Genomic DNA, 18446 nt, shown 5'->3' with positions numbered 1-18446 from the left:
CCCCCTTGGCATGAAGGGGCACGCAATAAGGAACCTCCCATGGTCGACATCGCCACCCGCGTCTATAACCACAAGTGGAAGATCGACCCCATCGTGCGGTCGCTGATCGACACGGATTTCTATAAGCTGCTGATGTGCCAGTCGGTGTTTCGCAACAAGCCGGACACGCAGGTCACCTTTAGCCTGATCAACCGCTCTACCCATATCCCGTTGGCCAAGCTGATCGACGAAGGCGAACTGCGCGAGCAGTTGGATCATATCCGCTCGCTCAGCCTCAGCCGGGGCGAAAGCACTTGGCTGCGCGGCAATACCTTTTACGGCAAACGCCAGATGTTCCGCCCCGATTTCATGGAGTGGTTCGAAGGCATGCGCCTGCCGCCCTATCATCTGGAGCGTAAGGGCGATCAATATGAACTGACCTTTGAAGGCAAATGGCACGAGGTCATGCTGTGGGAGATCCCCGCGCTGGCGGTGCTGATGGAGCTGCGCAGCCGCGCCGCGCTCGACCCGATGGGTAAGTTCGAGCTTCAGGTGCTTTACGCCCGTGCCATGACCCGCGTCTGGGAAAAGATCGAAGCGCTGCGCGAGGTGGATAACCTCTCGATCGCTGATTTTGGCACCCGGCGGCGGCATTCGTACCTCTGGCAGGATTGGTGCGTGCAGGCGATGCACGAGGGGCTGGGCAATGCGTTCACCGGCACCTCTAACTGCCGCATTGCCATGATGCGTGAGCTAGAGGCGATCGGTACGAACGCGCATGAGTTGCCGATGGTCTATGCCGCGCTGGCCGATGATGATGCCGAACTCGCCCGCGCGCCCTATGACGTGCTGTCGGATTGGCATGACGAACACGAAGGCAATCTGCGGATCATCTTGCCCGACACTTACGGCACAAAGGGTTTCCTTGATCACGCGCCGGATTGGCTGGCGGGCTGGACCGGCATCCGCGTCGACAGCGGTGATCCGGCCACGGCGGCGCAGACGGCCATCGACTGGTGGCGCGCGCGCGGCGAAGACCCGACGACCAAGCGGGTGATCTTTAGCGATGGGCTGGATGTCGACAAGATCAAGGAATTGCACGCGCAGTTTGCGGGCAAGGCGAAAATCTCCTTCGGCTGGGGGACGTTGTTGACCAATGACTTCCGCGGGTTGGTGCCGAATGATGCGCTGGCACCCTTCAGCCTTGTCTGCAAAGCGGTCAGCGCCAATGGGCGGCCCACGGTTAAACTGTCGGACAACCCCAACAAAGCGATGGGTCCGGCAGATGAAATCGCGCGCTACAAACGGGTCTTCGGGGTGGGAGAGCAGGCCGCGCAGCAGGTGATCGTCTAAGGGTCAATCCTGACCAATCGGGAATTCCGCCGTGGCTATCAATCCGTCGGGCTGCCAATCGTATTGCAAGGTGCCACCGACCGCGCGGGTCAGCGACTGGATGATCCGCGAGCCGCTGTCGCGGTCGGATTTCGTCACCTCTGGTCCACCGATTTCCTGCCAAACGAATCGCAACCGGGCGGGCGCTTGAAGAAGCGCGATGTCCAGCGACACCCGCCCCGTCTCGGTGCTGAGCGCGCCATGTTTCACCGCGTTTGTCGCCAGCTCATGCAGGGCCAGCGTCAGGGGCGAGACGAGGCGGTGCGAAATCAGCGGGTTCGCCCCCGAGAGGTTGATCTGCTCTTCGGTGGCCGAGGTATAGGCCCGAATGATCGGCCCTATCAGGGTCTTGAAATCCACCTCTTGCTGGTCACTGCGGCCAATCGTGTCGAAATGCGCCGCGCCCAAAGCCGAAAGCCGGTCGATCACCTTGTTGGCAAAGGCTGCTGGGGTCGGTTCTTCGCGGGCGGTCAAACGGACCATGGCGGTCATGACGTTCACAATGTTGCGCAGCCGGTGCAGCAACTCATCATCGGCCAGTTTGCGGTGCTCGCTTTCTAATCGGCGGCGTTCGGAGACATCGAGTTGCGAGCCGAAGAAATAGATCAGGTTGCCGTCTTCGTCATTGATAGGGCCCAGTTGCAGGGCGTTCAGAAAGCGGCTGCCGTCCTTGCGGTAGTTCACGATCTCGACCGTATCGACCCGGCGATCCAACAGGATGTTGCGCACTGCGTCGATACTTTCGCGCTTGGTATCCGGCCCTTGCAGAAAGCGACAGTTTTGCCCGACGATCTCCTCCAAGCGATAGCCGGTAAGATCGGTGAAAGCCTCATTAACATAGACGATCGGATTGTCCGGCAGGGTCGGGTCGGTGATGCACAACGGCAAGCGGGCGTAGCGCACGACCTTGCCTAAAACGTCATCGGTCAGGGTCTGCCGAGCGGCCAAAACCGTCTTGTCGTTCATGAATTGCCGCCCTTCGCTCGAAACTGGCCGACAATGTGCCCCGCGCGTGGCTTTTGGGTCAACCCGCATACTGGGGTTTGGGCCATATTTGTCTACTAGATGCTGTATGCGCGATCGCGTTTCGTCGTGCTCAATAAATGCGGCTTGTCATGAAGGGTCGAAAATGCGTAATTGAGGGCGCTTGGTGTCCCGAGAAGCGCCTTTTGGTGTGGGACCGAAAAGGGAATTCAGTAAGGGGTCGCATGACCCCGAAGCCGAAGCCGCCCCCGCGACTGTAAGCGGTGAGCCAATGCCCCTCGTGCCACTTGTCCATTCGGACGGGGAAGGCGGGCAAAGGTCACGACCCGCGAGCCAGGAGACCTGCCAGGCAAGTGAAACGCTAGATGCCGTCGGGTGTGACGGTAAGGAGAATGAATATGACGACGATGATTAAGACCGCCGGCGCCACGCGCAGCAAACTCGTACCGGCACTGTTTGCCGCTGTGCTGGGCGTTGCCCTGATGGCTCTGACTGGCCATGTGCAGGCCGCAGCATTGCACGATGCCGCCCATGACGTACGCCACGCGACAGGCTTTCCCTGCCACTAAGCGCCACGTCACTATCACAGGGGTCCGGGCTGCCAACACGCAGTCCGGCTATCTGTGAATCTGCCGTCCGTCTGCTTTTGCCAGCCTTTCGCTGACTAGCCGTGCCAATCTCCCATCGCTTGTTGCGGCGGGAAGGGTACTGCCATGTCTCGAGGTCTGGTGATGCCCTCGGTCCGCTTTATGCGCGGCGCCGTCTTTCATTTCGTATCCAAGGACCATTTCGATGTTCTCTCGTTTCCTAACCTCCGCCCTCTTTGCCGGGGCGTCTGCCGGTTTGCTGACCGGCCTGTTGCAGCTCTATTTCGTGCAGCCCGTTCTGCTGCACGCCGAACTTTATGAGACCGGCGCACTTGTGCATTTCGGTGCCGACGCGGTCAGCGCGCATCCCGATCTGCCCGGTTTCGACGCTGTCCGCGATGGGCTGAGCCTGATCTTCACCATGCTGACCTATACTGCCTATGCGTTGATCCTACTTGGCGCGATGAGCTTTGGCGAAGATCGCGGCGCGATGATTGATGGCCGCTGGGGTATCCTTTGGGGGGTGGCGGGCTTCGTTGCTTTCCACCTCGCGCCGGGCTTCAGCCTTGCGCCCGAGGTGCCCGGCGTGGCCGCAGCAGACATTACCGCGCGGCAAATCTGGTGGTTTGCCACGGCCGGGGCGGCGCTGGTGGCGCTCTGGCTGCTGGCCTTCGGCAATGGTTGGGCCGCGTGGATCGGCGCGGCGGTGTTGCTGATGGCCCCGCATGTCGTCGGTGCACCCGAGCCCGACAGTTTCAGCGGCCCGGTGCCCACCGAGATCGGCGCGCTGTTCGCCGCCCGCGCGCTTGGCATCGGCCTTGCCGCATGGGTGCTGCTGGGCAGTTTCGCCGGGTTCTTTTGGCAACGTGAAGGCGCGCGCAGCGCCTGAGGGAGGTCAAGATGGACAGATCACTGGCGCTTTTCGCCATCGGGTTGGTCTTTGGCGGTGGCATCGGTTTTGCCATCGCCGCAAGCAACGGTGTGACCTTCGACGGCCATGACCATGGCGACCCTGCCGCCCATGGCGGGATGGACCACGGCGGCGCAGACCACGCACGTATGCACGGCCAGCCTATCGCGCTTGCCGCCGAAGACGCCCCCAGCCTCGCGATCCGCGTGACACCTGACCCAATGTCAGGCCATAACCTTTACGTAGAGACCGAAGGCTTTGCCTTTGCCCCGCAAAACGCCAGCGGGGACAACCAACCGGGCGAGGGCCATGCCCATGTCTATGTCAACGGTGCCAAGATCGGGCGGCTTTATGGCCCATGGCTGCATCTGCCTGATCTGCCCAAGGGCGCGGTCACAGTTGAGGTCACGCTCAACGCCAATGACCACCGCCCCTTGGCGGTAAACGGTGCGCCGATTACCGCGCGCGAGGTGCTGACAGTTGAATAATCGCCCCGCTTCCCCTTTTCATAACGGGCCGGAGCGCATACCCGGCACGCATAACCCGATGGGACCAGATCAATGAGCACGACCCTACATGTCTGCATGACCTGCCGCGCCGGTGAGGTGTTAGAAGAAGACGCCCCGCGCCCCGGCGCGCAGCTTCAAGCCGCCCTCGACGCCGCAGGCGCGCCCGAGGGCGTGACCATCGTGCCGGTGCAATGTCTTTCCGCCTGTTCGCAGGGGGCCGCCGTGGCGCTGTCTGCGCCGGGCAAATGGTCCTATGTCTATGGCCGTCTGACCAAGGAAGACGCCGCCGACATCCTTGCCGGAGCCGCCGCCTATGCCGCCACCGAAGACGGGCTGGTGCCATGGCGCGAACGCCCTGTTATCTTTCGCAAGCAAAGCCTTGCGCGTATCCCCCCTTTGACCCTGCCGCAGGAGCCTTCCGCATGAGCGATCTCGCCAAAATTCCCGTTACCGTCATCACCGGCTTTCTCGGCGCGGGCAAGACCACGTTGATCCGCCACCTGATGACCAATGCAGGCGGGCGTCGCCTTGCCGTTTTGGTTAATGAGTTTGGCACCGTGGGGGTCGATGGCGACATCCTGAAATCCTGCGCCATTGAGGATTGCCCGGCTGAAAACATCGTCGAGCTGGCCAATGGCTGCATCTGCTGCACCGTGGCGGATGACTTTATCCCGACCATCGAAGCGCTGATGGCCCTGCCGACCCGCCCCGATCACATCCTGATCGAAACCTCCGGTCTGGCCCTGCCGAAACCGCTGCTCAAGGCCTTTGACTGGCCCGCGATCCGTTCGAAGATCACCGTCGATGGCGTCATCGCGCTGGCCGATGCCGAGGCCGTGGCGGCGGGCACTTTTGCCGCCGATGTCGCTGCTGTAGACGCGCAGCGTCTGGCCGATGACAGCCTTGACCACGAAACCCCGCTGTCTGAGGTTTTCGAAGATCAAATCTCCTGCGCCGATATCATCTTGATGTCCAAGGCCGATCTGGCCGGTCCAGAAGGGCTCGCCAAGGCACGCAAGGTGATCGAAGACGAAAGCCCGCGCGAGATTCCGATCCTTGAGATGACCGAAGGCGTGATTGACCCCAAGGTCGTGCTGGGCCTCAACGCCGCTGCCGAAGACGACCTCGCCGCGCGCCCCTCGCATCATGATGGCCACGACGATCACGAGCATGACGATTTTGAAACCGTGGTGATCCCGATGCCGGAAGTGGCGGATGTCGATGCACTGGTGGCTTCAATCGAACAGCTTGCGCGCGAACAGAACATCCTGCGCGTCAAAGGCTATGTCGCTGTCGAGGGCAAACCGATGCGCCTGTTGGTGCAGGCCGTGGGCGCGCGGGTGCGTCAGCAGTTCGACCGCCCATGGGGCAGCGATCCGCGCGCCGGGCATTTGGTGGTCATCGCCGAACATGACGACATCAACCTCGCCGCGATACGCGACGTATTGGGAGCCTAACCGAGCATGCATGTCGTCTTTCGCGAAAGCCACGGGTTGGAGGATACCGACACCCCCTATGATCCGGGCCAAACGCCTGCTGATCTGGTGGTGCTGTCGTTTTCCGACAGTGATCTGGGCGCTTTCGCGGCAGGCTGGCATCGCGGTGGCGGCAAGGAGGGCAAGCTGCCCTCCCTGCGGTTGTGCAACCTTGTGGCGCTGCGGCATCCTGCATCGGTCGACAACTACATCGAACAGACGCTGACCGGGGCCAAGGGCATCCTGATCCGCCTCATCGGGGGCGAGAACTATTGGCCCTACGGCATCATGCAGGTCCAAGATTTCGCCCGCCGGAATGACATCGCACTGGCCGTGCTGCCCGCCGATGGGCGCGAAGACCCGGGGCTGGACGCGCATTCAACGCTGCCTGTCTCTACCCTGCGCCGTCTTGCGCATCTATGTGACGCGGGCGGGCCAGTGGCGGCGCAGGCCGCACTTGCGCAAATGGCGCTGGCGGCGGGGTTCTATGCCGGGCCGGTGATGGGCACGAAAACGGTGCCCGACTGCGGCTACTACGACCCTGACCAAGGTGTTGTTTCCTTCGCTGATGCGGCGGGCGACACGGTTGCTATCACCTTCTACCGCAGCTACCTGCTGGCTGCCGATACCGCGCCCGTCGATGCGCTGATCCGCGCGTTGCGTGCGGCGGGGCTGAACGCCATCGGGCTGTTTGTCCCTTCGCTCAAGTCCGATCCCGCGCGGGCCTTTTTGGGCGATGCGCTTGCCGCGATGGAACCCGTTTCAATCGTCAACGCCACCGCCTTTTCGGGGCGCGGGGATGACGGGACCTCCCCACTCGACGCGCCGGGATGCCCGGTTTTCCAAGTGGCGCTTTCGACCGCGCGGCGGCGCGATTGGGACGAAAGCGAGCGTGGCCTCTCGCCCGCCGATCTGGCGATGCATGTGGTTCTGCCCGAAGTGGATGGCCGTATCTTCACCGGCGTCGTCAGTTTCAAAAGCCCGGAAAAACGCGACCCCGATCTGCAATATTCCCGCTTTGCCCACCGGGCCGAGGATGCGCGGATCTCAGCGGTCGTTGAGCGTGTACTTGGCTGGCAGCTGCTGGCGCAAACCTCTGCGGACAGGCGCAAGCTGGCACTGGTGCTCTCGACCTATCCGGGGCGGGACGATCAATTGGCCCACGCGGTCGGGCTCGACGCGCTGGCCAGTGTCGAAGACATGCTGATGCGGCTGGCGGGCGAGGGCTATAGCGTCACGCCGCAAATCGGCTTTGGCCGGAGTCTCACCGAACAGCGTATCTCTTGGCCGCTTGCCGACTATCACGCCGCCTTAGCCAACCTGCCACAGGCGCTGCGCGATGACCTTCGCGACGCATGGGGCGCGGCTGAGGATGATCCGCTGGTTCAAGACGGTGCCTTCCACTTCGCCGCGCAAACCTGCGGCAACGCGCTGGTCGCGCTGCAACCCGAACGCGGCGATCTGACGGACCGCGAAGACAGCTATCACGACCTCGCCCGCACCCCGCGCCACTCCTATGTGGCGTTTTACTTATGGCTGCGCGCACAGGGGCACCACGCGTTGGTGCACATCGGCGCGCATGGCACGCTGGAATGGCTGCCGGGCAAGGCCGTGGCCCTGTCGGACGACTGCTGGCCCGAGGCGCTGACCGGCGATCTGCCGGTGATCTATCCGTTTATCGTCAACGATCCGGGCGAAGCGGCACAGGCCAAGCGGCGCATCGGTGCTGTGACCTTGGGCCATCTGCCACCCCCGTTAAAAGACAGCGAAACGCCCGAGGGGCTGTTGCGTCTGGAACGGCTGCTGGATGAATATTCCACCGCCGACGGGCTCGACCCCGCGCGCCGCGACCGTCTGGTCGACACGATCCGCGCCGAGGCGCAGGCGGCGGGGGTCGAAGATGACCTTGGCCTCGATGCTGCCAGTTCCTCGGCCGAGGCGCTGACCCGGATTGACGCCTTCGTCTGCGACATCAAGGAAAGCCAATACGGCGACGGCCTCCACATTTTTGGCGCGGGAGAGGGCGAATGGGATGGGCTGCTGACCGCGCTTGCAGGGCGGCGCGTCACCGCTGGCCCTTCCGGCTCCCCCTATCGCGGGCGATCGGATGTGCTGCCTACGGGGCGCAACCTCTATGCCGTCGATCCGCGCGGCGTGCCCAGCCGGGCCGCTCATGCGCAGGGCGTGAAACTGGCCGAAGAATTGCTGCGGCGCCATTTGCAGGACAACGGCGACTGGCCGCGCGGGCTGGTGATTGACCTTTGGGGCTCCGCCACCATGCGCACCGCTGGCGAAGAGGTCGCTATGGCCATGCATCTCGCGGGGCTCGCGCCGAAATGGGACGAAGGCAGCGAGCGGGTTTCGGGCTTTGAGGTGTTGCCGCTGACCTTGCTGGACCGTCCGCGCATCGACGTGACGCTGCGCATTTCGGGCCTGTTCCGGGATGTGTTTCCGGGGCTGGGGCAGATATTTGAGGCAGGCGCCGCAGCATTGGCCGAACGCGAAGAAGCGCCCGACATGAACCCCTACCTCACCCGCACGCCGCGCGTCTTTGGCCCCAAGCCCGGCCTTTACGGCGTGAACATGGAAGCGGCGTTACAAGACTATTCCGACGCAGGCCGCGCGGCGGCGGGGGAGGCGTGGCTGAGCGGCTCCGAATGGGCGATCAACGCCCAAGGCGAAGCGCATCAAGACCGCGCCGCGCTGGAGTCGCAGTTGCACCGCGCCGATGGCTTTGCCCATGTGCAGGACTTGGCCGAAAGCGATATCCTGCTCGCGTCGGACTATGCCAGCCACGAAGGTGGTTTTGCCGCCGCGATGGCGCATCTGGGTGCGCAGAAGCCCGCGATGTACCACCTTGATCACACCCGCGCTGGTAGCCCCCGCGCGCGGTCCATGCCCGAGGAAATTGCCCGCGTTGTGCGCGCCCGTGCCGCCAACCCCGGCTGGGCCAGCGGCATGATGCGCCACGGTTTTCGCGGCGCGGCAGAGGTGGCGGCGACGCTCGACAACCTTGCCGCCTTTGCGCATCTGACACGCGAGGTGCCTGCGCATCTCTTTGACCTTTATTTCGACGCCACGCTGGGCCGCGACGATCTTGTGGCCTTCATGGAGGCTGAGAACCCTGCCGCGCTGCAGGCCATGCGCGACCGTTTTGCGGCCCTTCGGGACGCTGGCCTTTGGGTGACGCGCCGCAATTCGATCTCGGCCACCTTGGACGGGGTGGAGTGAGCAGGGCCCCCGTCATCAAGGGCTGGTGCCCCGGCGCGTTGCGCCCGATGCTGTCCGGCGATGGGTTGGTGGTCCGCCTCCGGGTGCCGCAGGGGCGGTTGACCCCGGCTCAAGCGCGCGGCGTGGCAGAGCTGGCGCTGCGTTATGGCAACGGAATGTTCGATCTATCGAACCGGGCCAATCTACAACTGCGCGGGATTGATCCCGCGCGGCATGAGGGGCTGATCGACGCGCTGCGCGCGCAGGCATTGATCGATGTGGATGAGGGGGCTGAACGGCGGCGCAACCTCATGGTGACGCCCTTCTGGCAAGCGGGCGATGATACGGATCATCTGACCCAGCAGTTGACCGCCGCCGCGCAGAGCCACGCGCTGCCCGATGTATCGAGCAAGTTCGGCTATGCGGTCGATGCAGGGCCACAGCCAGTGTTGCAGGCAGACCCCGCCGACATTCGCTTTGAGCGGGCGGCGGATGGGCAGCTTTTACTTTGCGCCGAGGGGGCGACATTGGGCAAACCGGTTTCCCGCGATACCGCCGTGGCCGAAGCCATCGCGTTGGCCACATGGGTTCGCGCGCAGGATGCCACCCGTGCCGCGCACGCCTTAGCGGCAGGGGCGACCTTGCCTTCCGGTTTCAACCATCCCCGCCAAAGCGGCCTCAGCACTCCGACGCTAGGCCTCTACCCAACAGGGGCGCTGGTCGCATGCGCTTTTGGGCAAATGGACGCAGAAACGCTCACCGCGCTTGCCGACCTTGGCCCGCTCCGCCTGACTCCGTGGCGGATGGTGCTGATCGAAGGCGCTACCGAGCTCCCCGACTTGCCCAGCCTCATCACCGATGCCGCCGACCCACTCTTGCGCGTCGTCGCCTGTATCGGCGCGCCCGGCTGCGCCCAAGCGCGCGGCGAGACGCGCGGACTGGCGCGCGACCTTGTCGCTTCGGTGCCGCAAGGCCAATGCCTGCATATCTCAGGATGCGCCAAGGGCTGTGCTGCACCGCTTGCCACAGACCTCACCCTGACCGCCACTGCGCGGGACCAATATGACCTCATCCGCAATGGCCGCGCCGATGCGGCCCCTGATCTGCGCGGGCTAACCCCCGCCGCCATCGCCTCTCACTTTAGAAAGTCCGCCGATGCCCCATAGCTATATCACCGACGGTGCCGAGATTTACCGCCAGTCCTTTGCCACGATTCGGGCCGAGGCGGCGCTGCAGCGCTTCACCCCCGAGGAAGAGATCGTCGCCGTGCGCATGATCCACGCCGCGGGCATGGTCGGGCTGGAGGAGCACATCTGCTTTTCCGAAGGCATGGCCGTGGCCGCGCGGGCGGCACTGGAGGACGGCGCGCCGATCCTCTGCGACGCCTATATGGTCAGCGAAGGCATCACCCGCAAACGCCTGCCGCGCGAGAACGAGGTGATCTGCACCCTGCGCGACCCTTCGGTGCCAGCACTGGCCGCGAAGATGAGCAACACCCGCTCTGCTGCCGCGCTGGAACTGTGGCGGCCCCATCTGCAAGGCGCCGTGGTGGCCATCGGCAATGCGCCCACGGCGCTGTTTCACCTGCTCAACATGCTCGAAGACCCCGATTGCCCGCGCCCGGCGGCAATCATCGGCTGCCCGGTGGGCTTCATCGGCGCGGCGGAATCGAAAGAGGCCTTAATGCAAGACTTGCCGGTACCGTCGATGATCGTGCAGGGGCGTTTGGGCGGCTCGGCGATCACCGTGGCGGCGGTAAATGCGTTGGCAAGCAGGGTGGAATGAAGATGGGCAAGGTTATCTGCGCGGGCCTTGGCCCCGGCGACCCGGAACTGATGAGCGTGAAATCCGACCGTGCCATTCGCGGCGCGCGGCATCTGGCGTATTTCCGCAAGAAGGGCCGCGCGGGCCAAGCGCGCCGGATCGTCGAGGGGATGCTGCGCGACGACGTAGTGGAATACGCGATGGAATATCCCGTAACTACGGAACTGCGGTTTGATTCGCCCGAGTATCGCGCCCAGATGGTCGCCTTTTACGAAGAATGGGCCGACCGGCTCGAAGCACTGGCGCAGGATCACGAAGTGGTCGTGCTGTGTGAGGGCGATCCCTTCTTCTACGGCTCCTTCATGCATCTGCACACCCGGCTTCAGGGCCGCGCCGAGGTTGAGGTGCTGCCCGCAATCCCCGGCATGGTGGGCTGCTGGAACGCGCTGGATACGCCCTTCACTTGGGGTGATGACGTGATGACTGTGCTCATGGGCACTTTGCCTGAGGCCGAATTGACTGAGCATATGAAACGCGCCGATGCGCTGGTGGTGATGAAGACGGGCCGCAACCTGCCAACTGTGCGCCGAGCACTCGCGGCGGCGGGCAAGCTGGACGACGCATGGCTGGTGGAGCGTGGCACCATGCCCGATCAGCGGGTGGCGAAACTCTCCGAAGTGGCCGACGACGATTGCCCCTATTTCGCGATCGTCTTGGTCCATGGCCAAGGCCGCAGACCGGAGGCAGACACATGAGCGGCATCCTTCATATCGCGGGCCTTGGGCCTGGTGACGACGCGCTTGTGACGCCCGAGGTGACCGAGGCGCTGGCGCAGGCCACCGATGTCATCGGCTATATTCCCTACGTTGCCCGCGTCGCCCCCCGCGACGGGCTGACGTTGCACCCCACTGACAACCGGGTGGAGCTGGACCGCGCGACCCATGCGCTGCAATTGGCGCAAGCCGGCGCGCGGGTTGTGGTGGTGTCGTCGGGTGATCCGGGCGTCTTTGCCATGGCCTCGGCGGTGTTTGAGGCGGTGGAGCGTGACCCGGCGTTTGAGAGTGTCGACATTCGCGTCCTGCCCGGTATCACAGCGATGCTGGCGGCGGCGGCACGGCTCGGTGCGCCTTTGGGTCATGATTTCTGTGCGATAAACCTTAGCGATAACCTTAAGCCGTGGACGATGGTCGAGCACCGTCTGCGGATGGCCGCGCGGGCCGATTTCGCCATGGCCTTCTACAACCCGCGCAGCAAGTCGCGCCCGCATCAATTCGCCGAAGCGCTGGAGATCCTGCGCGCCGAATGCGGGCCGGATCGGCTGATCACCTTCGCCCGCGCCGTGACCACGCCCGAAGAGGCGTTCAACACCGTCACGCTGGGCGAAGCGGCACCTGAAATGGCTGATATGCGCACCGTGGTTATCGTCGGCAATTCCGCGACGCGCCGGGTCGGGCGCTATGTCTATACGCCGCGCAGCGCGGTATGATGTAGCCAATGCATCACCTCGGTCACATCATTGGCAGCCACCTCGCCCGGCAGGTCGGGCCGGTCGGCCAAGATCACCGGCAGGCCAAGCGCGCGGGCGGCATCCAGCTTGGCCCGCGCGCCGCTGCCACCGGCGTTTTTGGCGACCACATGGGTGATCGCATGGGTCTGCATCAGCGAGGTATCTCCCGCCACGTCGAAGGGTCCGCGCGCCAGCACGACCGTTGCCCGTGGCAGCGGCAGCGGGTCGCGCGGCGGATCGACGAGGCGCAGGAGGTAGCGGTGCTGCGGTTTCGCAGCGAAAAGCGCCAGTTGTTGCTTGCCGATGGCCAGAAACACCCGCGCCGGGCTGTCGGGCAGGGCCGCGGGCAGCGCGGTGAGGTCGGGCACGAAAGTCCAATCGTCCCCCTCCTGCGGTTCCCACGGGGGGCGCTCAAACCGCACCAGCGGCAGGTCTTGTCGGGCGCAGGCGACAAAGGCGTTGTTGCTCATTCCTGCGGCAAAAGGATGGGTGGCGTCGACGACATGTGTGATCGCCTCGGCCTTGAGGTAGGCCACCAGCCCGGCCACGCCGCCAAACCCGCCGACGCGGGTGGGCAGGGGCTGGGCCACTGGCTTATCGGTGCGCCCGGCATAGGAAAACACTGCGTCGATCTCGGCTTTGACCAAGGCGCGCGCCAGGGCGCTGGCTTCGGTGGTGCCACCCAAAAGAAGGACGCGCATAATGGGTGACCCTTGGCTCAGCATCATCGGAATGCCCGACGATAGCGCGGATGCCTTGCCCCCGGCAAGCCGCGCGGCGCTGGCTGGGGCCGAGGTGATCTTTGGCGGGCCGCGTCATCTCGAGCGGGCAAGCGCAGGCGCGCGCGGGCGGGCGTGGCCGTTGCCTTTCTCGGTCGGGCCGGTGCTGGCCGAGCGGGGTAGGCGGGTGGTGATGCTGGTCTCGGGCGATCCCTTTTGGTTTGGCGCCGGCGGCAGTATTGTCGGTGCGTTGCAGCCCGGCGAATGGCGCAGCCTGCCCGCGCCCTCGACATTCTCGCTGGTGGCCAATGCGCTTGGCTGGCGGTTGGAGGAGGTCACCTGCCACGGGCTACACGCGGCACCGCTGGCGCAATTGCGCGGTACGTTGCGTCCCAAAGGGCGGATGATCTGTCTGCTGCGCGATGGCGATGCGCCTGCGGCATTGGCACGCTTCCTTTGCGAACAGGGCGCAGGTACGGCGCAAATGCATGTGGCCGAACGGCTCGGCGGCCCTGATGCGCGGCTGCGCGCGGTGCAGGCGGATGGGTTTGATCTGACGGATGTGCAGGCGCCTGTGGCCGTTGGGGTGGAGCTGCCCGAAGGTATCGGCTTGCCCCGCACCCCCGGTCTGCCGGACGAGTATTTTGCCAGCGATGGCCAAATCACCAAAGCGCCAGTACGGGCGTTGACGCTTTCGGCCCTCGCCCCCCGGCCTGGGGACCTGCTGTGGGACATCGGCGCGGGCAGCGGCTCTGTCTCGGTTGAGTTCTGCCTCGCCAGTGGCCACGCCATCGCCTTTGAGCAGCACGCCGCGCGGGTGGAGAATATCACCCGCAACATCGCAGATTTCGGCCTGCCCGCTCGGATGCAGGTCGCCCATGGCCGCGCACCGGAGGTCTGGGCGGGGCATCCCTTGCCTGACGTGGTCTTCGTCGGGGGTGGCGGGAACGCGGCGCTTTACGATGCCCTCTTGCCTGCGCTACCAGCAGGCACGCGGCTGGTCGCCAATGGGGTGACGCTGGAAACCGAAGCGCTTTTGGCGCAGCTTCACGCGGCGCATGGCGGCACCCTGTTGCGGATCGAACTGGCGCAGGCCGCACCGCTTGGCAGGATGCGCGGCTGGCAGCCGCTGCGGCCCGTGGTACAATGGAGCGTGACACTATGAGAATGGCCGGGATCGGATTTCGGGGCGCGGCAAGCGTCGCCTCGCTGCGCGATGCGCTGGCACGGGCAAACCCCGAGGGCCTCAAGATCGACGCGCTGGTGACCGAGGCGGCCAAGGCCCGTGCGACCGTGTTCCGCGACTTTGCGCAAGAGTTGGGCGTGCCGGGGCTGGGCATCACCACCGAAGATTTGGCCCGCATGATAACCCCCACGCAATCGGCCCGGATCGAAGACCGCTTCGGCACCGGGTCACTCTCGGAAGCCGCCGCATTGGCCGCTGCCGGACCGGGAGCCGTATTGGTTGCCGAGCGCGTTGTTTCAGGCGATGCCATGGCCACAGCGGCGATTGCCGAGACGAAAGGAAAAACACCGTGACTGTACATTTTATCGGAGCGGGCCCGGGGGCGGCGGATCTTATCACCCTGCGCGGGCGCGACCTGATCGCGGCCTGCCCGGTCTGCCTTTATGCCGGATCGCTGGTGCCCGAAGCGCTGCTGAGCCACTGCCCCGAAGGCGCGCGGATCGTTAACACCGCGCGGCTGTCGCTGGACGATATCATGGAAGAGATCGCCGCCGCCGATGCCGCAGGGCATGATGTGGCGCGATTGCATTCCGGTGATCTGTCGGTCTGGTCCGCGATGGGCGAACAGCTGCGCCGCTTGCGCGAGATGGGCATCTCTTATGACGTAACGCCGGGGGTGCCGTCCTTCGCTGCTGCGGCGGCCGAATTGGGGGCCGAATTGACCCTGCCGGGCGTGGCGCAATCGGTAATCCTCACCCGCACCTCGGGTCGCGCTACGGCGATGCCCGAAGGCGAGACGCTCGCTAATTTCGCCCGCACCGGCGCGACGCTGGCCATCCATCTGTCGGTCCATGTGCTGGATAAAGTCGTCGAAGACCTGACCCCGCATTACGGTGCCGATTGCCCCGTGGCAGTGGTCTGGCGCGCAAGCTGGCCCGATCAACGCATCGTCAAAGCGACGCTGTCGACCCTGCGCACCGAGGTCGGCGAGGAGATGGCCCGCACCGCACTGATCCTCGTGGGTCATGCCCTCGGCGCTGAAGATTTCGGCGAAAGCCGCCTTTACGCCGCTGATTATGACCGCCGCTTTCGCCCCGTCGGGGCCGAGCCGCGTTTCCCGGAGACCTCCTCATGATCCCCCCCGGCCTACTGATTTCCGCCCCCGCTTCCGGCACCGGCAAGACGACCCTAATGCTGGGCCTGCTGGCCGCGCTGCGCGCTGAAGGTGTCGCGGTGCAGCCGTTTAAAAGTGGACCGGACTACATTGATCCGGCCTTTCACACGGCAGCATCGGGGCGGGCGTCATTCAACCTCGACAGTTGGTCGATGGACCGCGCCCGGATCGAAGGGCTTGTCGGCAATGCCGATGGGGCCGAGTTGATCCTTGGCGAAGGGTCGATGGGGCTGTTTGACGGTGTGGCCAAACCGGGAGCCTGTGGCAATGGGGCGAGCGCGGATGTCGCGGCGCTGATGGGCTGGCCGGTGGTGCTGGTGCTCGACGTGTCGGGGGCAGCGCAATCGGTGGCGGCGACGGCGCTTGGCTTTCGCGAAATGCGGCCCGATGTAGAATTGGCAGGCGTGGTGCTAAACCGCGTCGCCTCCCCCCGACATGAGACCTTGGTCCGCGCGGGGATGGAAGCTGTTGGCATCGAAGTCTTCGGCGCGCTCCCACGCCGGGTCGAGATCGAAATGCCAGAGCGGCACCTCGGGCTGGTGCAGGCCGGAGAGCAGGAGAACCTGCCCGATCTGCTGGGACAGGCAGCGGCTTTCGTGGCCGCTCATGTCGATGTCCCCGCCCTGCGGGCCGCCGCGCGGGGCACTTTGCAGAACCCGCCTGCACCGGCACAGATCACCCCACCCGGACAGCGCATCGCGCTGGCGCAGGACAACGCTTTTGCTTTTGTCTATCCGCATTTGCTGGCGGGATGGCGCGCGGCGGGGGCAGAGGTTTTGCCCTTCTCCCCGCTCGCGGATGAGGCCCCCGACGACAGCGCCGACTGCTGCTGGCTGCCGGGCGGCTATCCTGAGCTTCATGCAGGCAAGCTTGCCGCCGCTGCGCATTTCCGCAAGGGGCTGCGCGATTTTGCCGAGACGCGTCCCGTGCATGGAGAATGCGGGGGCTATATGGCGATGGGTGCAGGTATCATCGACAAAGAAGGCACGCGGCACGCGATGGCGGGGCTTTTGGGGCTGGAGACCTCTTTCGCCAAGCGCAAGATGCATCTGGGCTACCGTCAGGCCGATCTTAACGCGCCGATCCCCGGCCATTCCGCGCGGGCCGAATTGCGGGGCCATGAGTTCCACTATGCCACGATCCTTGCCGAGCCCGACGCGCCGTTGGCCCGCATCACCGACGCCAATGATCTTGAGGTGCCCGAGACTGGTTCGGTGCGTGAGTTCGCGGGCGGCGGGCGTGCCACGGGGACGTTCTTTCACATGATTGCGGCGCTGTGATGGGGGGCTTTGTTTCCTTCGTCTCCTCCGGTCCGGGTGATCCGGAACTGCTGACCGTCAAAGCCGTGGCGCGGTTGCAGGCGGCTGATGTGGTGCTGTTCGATGACCTGAGCGCGGGGCCGATCTTGGAGCACGCGCGGGCCGATGCGGACCTCATTGGCGTGGGCAAACGGGCGGGGCGCGCCTCGCCCAAGCAAGATCATGTGAGCCGGGTCTTGGTCGATCACGCTCAGGCCGGGCTGAATGTCGTGCGGTTGAAATCCGGTGACAGCGGCATGTTCGGGCGGCTGGAAGAAGAGATTATCGCGCTGCGGGCCGCCGGTATCCCTTTCGAGATCGTACCGGGCGTTACCGCCGCCTCAGCCGCCGCCGCGACCGCGGGCATTCCGCTGACCCGCCGCATGACCGCGCGGCGCGTGCAGTTCATCACCGGCGCGGATGTGACCGGAGAGTTGCCCCATGACGTGAACATGGCCGCCTTGGCCGATCCGATGGCGACCACCGTGGTCTATATGGGCAAACGCACCTTTGCAGGCCTCGCCGCGCGTCTGATCGAGCACGGGTTGCCCGGCACCACGCCCGCGCTGCTGGCCGAGGCGGTTTCGACCCCGGCGGAGAAGGTGCAGCGCTTTACCATCGAAACTTTGGCGCGCTATCTGGAGAGCGCCAGCAGCACCACGCCCGCGCTGATCTTCTACGGGCCATTGGCCGAGTTCGAGGCGTGAAGGCTTTCGTCTGCACCTCCTGCACCACCGATGGTGGTTTTCTGGACGTGGTGCGCGCCGGATTGCCTGACGTCACGGTCGAGGGCATCGACTGTATGTCAGGCTGCGCGCGGGCGCAGACGGTGGCGTTTCGCGCGCCGGGCAAGGTGGCCTATCTGTTCGGAGAGATCACGGAAGCCGACATCGATGATCTGCGCCGCTTCGTGACGCTCTATGCCGCCTCCGCCGATGGAAATTTCCCCGATGCGCGGGTGCTGGGCGGCCTGCGTTTGAAGGCAATCGCGAGGATACCGGGATGACTGATCTGGAACTGACATTGATCGGCATCGGTACCGGCAACCCTGAGCATCTGACGCTACAGGCGATCCGGGCGATGAATGCACAAGACCTGATCTTGATCCCGCAAAAGGGCGCGGGCAAGGATGATCTGGCGGGGCTACGGCGCAGCATCTGCGACGAAGTGCTGACCAATGAGGCGGTGCAGATCGTCGGCTTTGATTTGCCCGTGCGCGACCCCGCAATTGAGGATTACCGCGCCCGCGTGGACCACTGGCACGACGCAATTGCCGATGCGTGGCGCGCAGCAATGGCCCAGCACCCAACGGCGCGGCGGGTGGCGCTGCTGGTCTGGGGCGATCCGTCGCTTTATGACAGCACCCTGCGCATCGCCGCGCGGCTCGACCCGGCCCCGCGCATGACCGTGATCCCCGGTATCACCTCCTTGCAAGGGCTGACCGCGTCTCATGCGATCCCGCTGAATGAAATCGGCGCGCCCTTCTTGGTCACAACCGGGCGGCAGTTGCGCGATCACGGCTGGCCCGAGGGGGTCGATACGTTGGTCATCATGCTGGATGGCGACTGCGCTTTTCAGACGTTGGAGCCTGCGGGCGTGACGATCTGGTGGGGGGCCTATGTCGGCATGGCCGAAGAGATTATTCGTCACGGCCCATTGGCCGAGGTCGCCGAAGATATCATCGCCACCCGTGCCGCCGCTCGGGCGGCGCATGGCTGGATCATGGATATCTATCTGCTGCGCCGAGGCTAA

General features: G+C 64.8%; 20 protein-coding genes and 1 riboswitch. Of the genes, 18 read left to right on the top strand and 2 right to left on the bottom strand.

Annotated elements, in window-relative coordinates:
- The first annotated feature begins 39 nt into the window (after positions 1-39).
- Entirely contained in the window at positions 40-1332 is a 1293-nt protein-coding gene (pncB, locus tag K3758_RS16445; RefSeq protein WP_259946598.1) for a nicotinate phosphoribosyltransferase, read from the top strand.
- A 3-nt stretch (positions 1333-1335) separates the two neighbouring features.
- Here pncB and K3758_RS16440 read toward each other — a convergent pair whose 3' ends face one another.
- Entirely contained in the window at positions 1336-2337 is a 1002-nt protein-coding gene (locus K3758_RS16440; protein ID WP_259946596.1) for a PAS domain-containing protein, read from the bottom strand.
- Positions 2338-2502: 165 nt separating this feature from the next.
- Positions 2503-2720, top strand: a riboswitch (cobalamin riboswitch).
- Between the two features lie 33 nt (positions 2721-2753).
- On the opposite strand from K3758_RS16440, the gene K3758_RS16435 reads away from it, so the two are divergent.
- The 10 genes from K3758_RS16435 to cobJ all read left to right on the top strand — a co-directional run bounded on the left by K3758_RS16435 (position 2754) and on the right by cobJ (position 12296).
- Positions 2754-2924, top strand: coding sequence for a CbtB-domain containing protein (locus K3758_RS16435; RefSeq protein ID WP_082849519.1), 171 nt, complete (start codon positions 2754-2756; stop codon positions 2922-2924).
- A gap of 223 nt (positions 2925-3147) precedes the next feature.
- The gene (locus tag K3758_RS16430; protein ID WP_259946595.1) at positions 3148-3831 is read left to right on the top strand and encodes a CbtA family protein; all 684 of its coding nucleotides are present in this window, start codon (positions 3148-3150) and stop codon (positions 3829-3831) included.
- 11 nt (positions 3832-3842) lie between these two features.
- Positions 3843-4340, top strand: a complete 498-nt coding sequence (locus tag K3758_RS16425; protein ID WP_259946594.1) for a hypothetical protein — start codon at positions 3843-3845, stop codon at positions 4338-4340.
- Between the two features lie 72 nt (positions 4341-4412).
- Complete coding sequence (locus K3758_RS16420; RefSeq protein WP_259946593.1) at positions 4413-4787, top strand: DUF1636 domain-containing protein; 375 nt, start codon at positions 4413-4415, stop codon at positions 4785-4787.
- Positions 4784-5818 (top strand): cobalamin biosynthesis protein CobW, encoded by a 1035-nt coding sequence (gene cobW, locus K3758_RS16415; protein ID WP_259946592.1) that lies wholly within the window; start codon positions 4784-4786, stop codon positions 5816-5818. Before K3758_RS16420 ends, cobW begins: the two co-directional genes overlap by 4 nt.
- 6 nt (positions 5819-5824) lie before the next feature.
- Positions 5825-9067, top strand: a complete 3243-nt coding sequence (cobN, locus tag K3758_RS16410) for a cobaltochelatase subunit CobN (protein ID WP_259946591.1) — start codon at positions 5825-5827, stop codon at positions 9065-9067.
- On the top strand, positions 9064-10212 hold the full coding sequence (gene cobG, locus K3758_RS16405) for a precorrin-3B synthase (protein WP_259946590.1): 1149 nt from the start codon (positions 9064-9066) through the stop codon (positions 10210-10212). Before cobN ends, cobG begins: the two co-directional genes overlap by 4 nt.
- A complete protein-coding gene (locus K3758_RS16400; protein ID WP_259946589.1) occupies positions 10202-10831 on the top strand; it encodes a precorrin-8X methylmutase in 630 nt (209 codons plus the stop codon). The genes cobG and K3758_RS16400 overlap by 11 nt, the downstream gene beginning before the upstream one ends.
- Positions 10832-10833: 2 nt before the next feature.
- Entirely contained in the window at positions 10834-11565 is a 732-nt protein-coding gene (locus tag K3758_RS16395; RefSeq protein WP_259950132.1) for a precorrin-2 C(20)-methyltransferase, read from the top strand.
- The gene (gene cobJ, locus K3758_RS16390; RefSeq protein WP_259946588.1) at positions 11562-12296 is read left to right on the top strand and encodes a precorrin-3B C(17)-methyltransferase; all 735 of its coding nucleotides are present in this window, start codon (positions 11562-11564) and stop codon (positions 12294-12296) included. The genes K3758_RS16395 and cobJ overlap by 4 nt, the downstream gene beginning before the upstream one ends.
- Here the strand turns inward: cobJ and K3758_RS16385 are convergent.
- Positions 12272-13021, bottom strand: coding sequence for a cobalt-precorrin-6A reductase (locus K3758_RS16385; protein ID WP_259950130.1), 750 nt, complete (start codon positions 13019-13021; stop codon positions 12272-12274). The genes cobJ and K3758_RS16385 overlap by 25 nt on opposite strands.
- Between K3758_RS16385 and cbiT the strand changes: the two genes are divergently transcribed.
- The 7 genes from cbiT to cobF are packed head-to-tail and all read left to right on the top strand — an operon-like array spanning position 13020 to position 18446.
- The gene (gene cbiT, locus K3758_RS16380; RefSeq protein ID WP_259946587.1) at positions 13020-14201 is read left to right on the top strand and encodes a precorrin-6Y C5,15-methyltransferase (decarboxylating) subunit CbiT; all 1182 of its coding nucleotides are present in this window, start codon (positions 13020-13022) and stop codon (positions 14199-14201) included. The two genes, K3758_RS16385 and cbiT, sit on opposite strands and share 2 nt — an antisense overlap.
- Entirely contained in the window at positions 14198-14575 is a 378-nt protein-coding gene (locus K3758_RS16375) for a cobalamin biosynthesis protein (protein WP_259946586.1), read from the top strand. Before cbiT ends, K3758_RS16375 begins: the two co-directional genes overlap by 4 nt.
- Positions 14572-15357 carry a precorrin-4 C(11)-methyltransferase gene (cobM, locus tag K3758_RS16370; RefSeq protein WP_259946585.1) on the top strand — a complete coding sequence of 262 codons (786 nt, stop codon included), beginning with the start codon at positions 14572-14574 and terminating at the stop codon, positions 15355-15357. The genes K3758_RS16375 and cobM overlap by 4 nt, the downstream gene beginning before the upstream one ends.
- A complete protein-coding gene (locus K3758_RS16365) occupies positions 15354-16676 on the top strand; it encodes a cobyrinate a,c-diamide synthase (protein WP_259946584.1) in 1323 nt (440 codons plus the stop codon). Before cobM ends, K3758_RS16365 begins: the two co-directional genes overlap by 4 nt.
- A complete protein-coding gene (gene cobA, locus K3758_RS16360; protein ID WP_259946583.1) occupies positions 16676-17401 on the top strand; it encodes a uroporphyrinogen-III C-methyltransferase in 726 nt (241 codons plus the stop codon). Before K3758_RS16365 ends, cobA begins: the two co-directional genes overlap by 1 nt.
- A complete protein-coding gene (locus K3758_RS16355) occupies positions 17398-17700 on the top strand; it encodes a DUF1636 domain-containing protein (protein ID WP_259946582.1) in 303 nt (100 codons plus the stop codon). The genes cobA and K3758_RS16355 overlap by 4 nt, the downstream gene beginning before the upstream one ends.
- The gene (cobF, locus tag K3758_RS16350; protein WP_259946581.1) at positions 17697-18446 is read left to right on the top strand and encodes a precorrin-6A synthase (deacetylating); all 750 of its coding nucleotides are present in this window, start codon (positions 17697-17699) and stop codon (positions 18444-18446) included. The genes K3758_RS16355 and cobF overlap by 4 nt, the downstream gene beginning before the upstream one ends.

The organism is Sulfitobacter sp. W002 (genome assembly GCF_025142135.1).
Lineage (GTDB): Bacteria > Pseudomonadota > Alphaproteobacteria > Rhodobacterales > Rhodobacteraceae > Sulfitobacter > Sulfitobacter profundi.
The sequence above is the reverse complement of the archived record's forward strand: the minus strand, read 5'-3'. Positions and strand labels throughout refer to the sequence as shown.

Bases quoted from the DNA above. Each gene is read 5' to 3' on its own strand.
- K3758_RS16430 (WP_259946595.1), top strand. From the start codon at position 3,148: ATGTTCTCTCGTTTCCTAACCTCCGCCCTCTTTGCCGGGGCGTCTGCC.
- cobJ (WP_259946588.1), top strand. From the start codon at position 11,562: ATGAGCGGCATCCTTCATATCGCGGGCCTTGGGCCTGGTGACGACGCG.
- cobA (WP_259946583.1), top strand. From the start codon at position 16,676: ATGGGGGGCTTTGTTTCCTTCGTCTCCTCCGGTCCGGGTGATCCGGAA.
- K3758_RS16375 (WP_259946586.1), top strand. From the start codon at position 14,198: ATGAGAATGGCCGGGATCGGATTTCGGGGCGCGGCAAGCGTCGCCTCG.
- K3758_RS16395 (WP_259950132.1), top strand. From the start codon at position 10,834: ATGGGCAAGGTTATCTGCGCGGGCCTTGGCCCCGGCGACCCGGAACTG.
- K3758_RS16365 (WP_259946584.1), top strand. From the start codon at position 15,354: ATGATCCCCCCCGGCCTACTGATTTCCGCCCCCGCTTCCGGCACCGGC.
- cbiT (WP_259946587.1), top strand. From the start codon at position 13,020: ATGGGTGACCCTTGGCTCAGCATCATCGGAATGCCCGACGATAGCGCG.
- K3758_RS16435 (WP_082849519.1), top strand. From the start codon at position 2,754: ATGACGACGATGATTAAGACCGCCGGCGCCACGCGCAGCAAACTCGTA.
- cobF (WP_259946581.1), top strand. From the start codon at position 17,697: ATGACTGATCTGGAACTGACATTGATCGGCATCGGTACCGGCAACCCT.
- K3758_RS16400 (WP_259946589.1), top strand. From the start codon at position 10,202: ATGCCCCATAGCTATATCACCGACGGTGCCGAGATTTACCGCCAGTCC.
- K3758_RS16440 (WP_259946596.1), bottom strand. From the start codon at position 2,337: ATGAACGACAAGACGGTTTTGGCCGCTCGGCAGACCCTGACCGATGAC.
- K3758_RS16420 (WP_259946593.1), top strand. From the start codon at position 4,413: ATGAGCACGACCCTACATGTCTGCATGACCTGCCGCGCCGGTGAGGTG.
- cobN (WP_259946591.1), top strand. From the start codon at position 5,825: ATGCATGTCGTCTTTCGCGAAAGCCACGGGTTGGAGGATACCGACACC.
- K3758_RS16425 (WP_259946594.1), top strand. From the start codon at position 3,843: ATGGACAGATCACTGGCGCTTTTCGCCATCGGGTTGGTCTTTGGCGGT.
- pncB (WP_259946598.1), top strand. From the start codon at position 40: ATGGTCGACATCGCCACCCGCGTCTATAACCACAAGTGGAAGATCGAC.
- cobW (WP_259946592.1), top strand. From the start codon at position 4,784: ATGAGCGATCTCGCCAAAATTCCCGTTACCGTCATCACCGGCTTTCTC.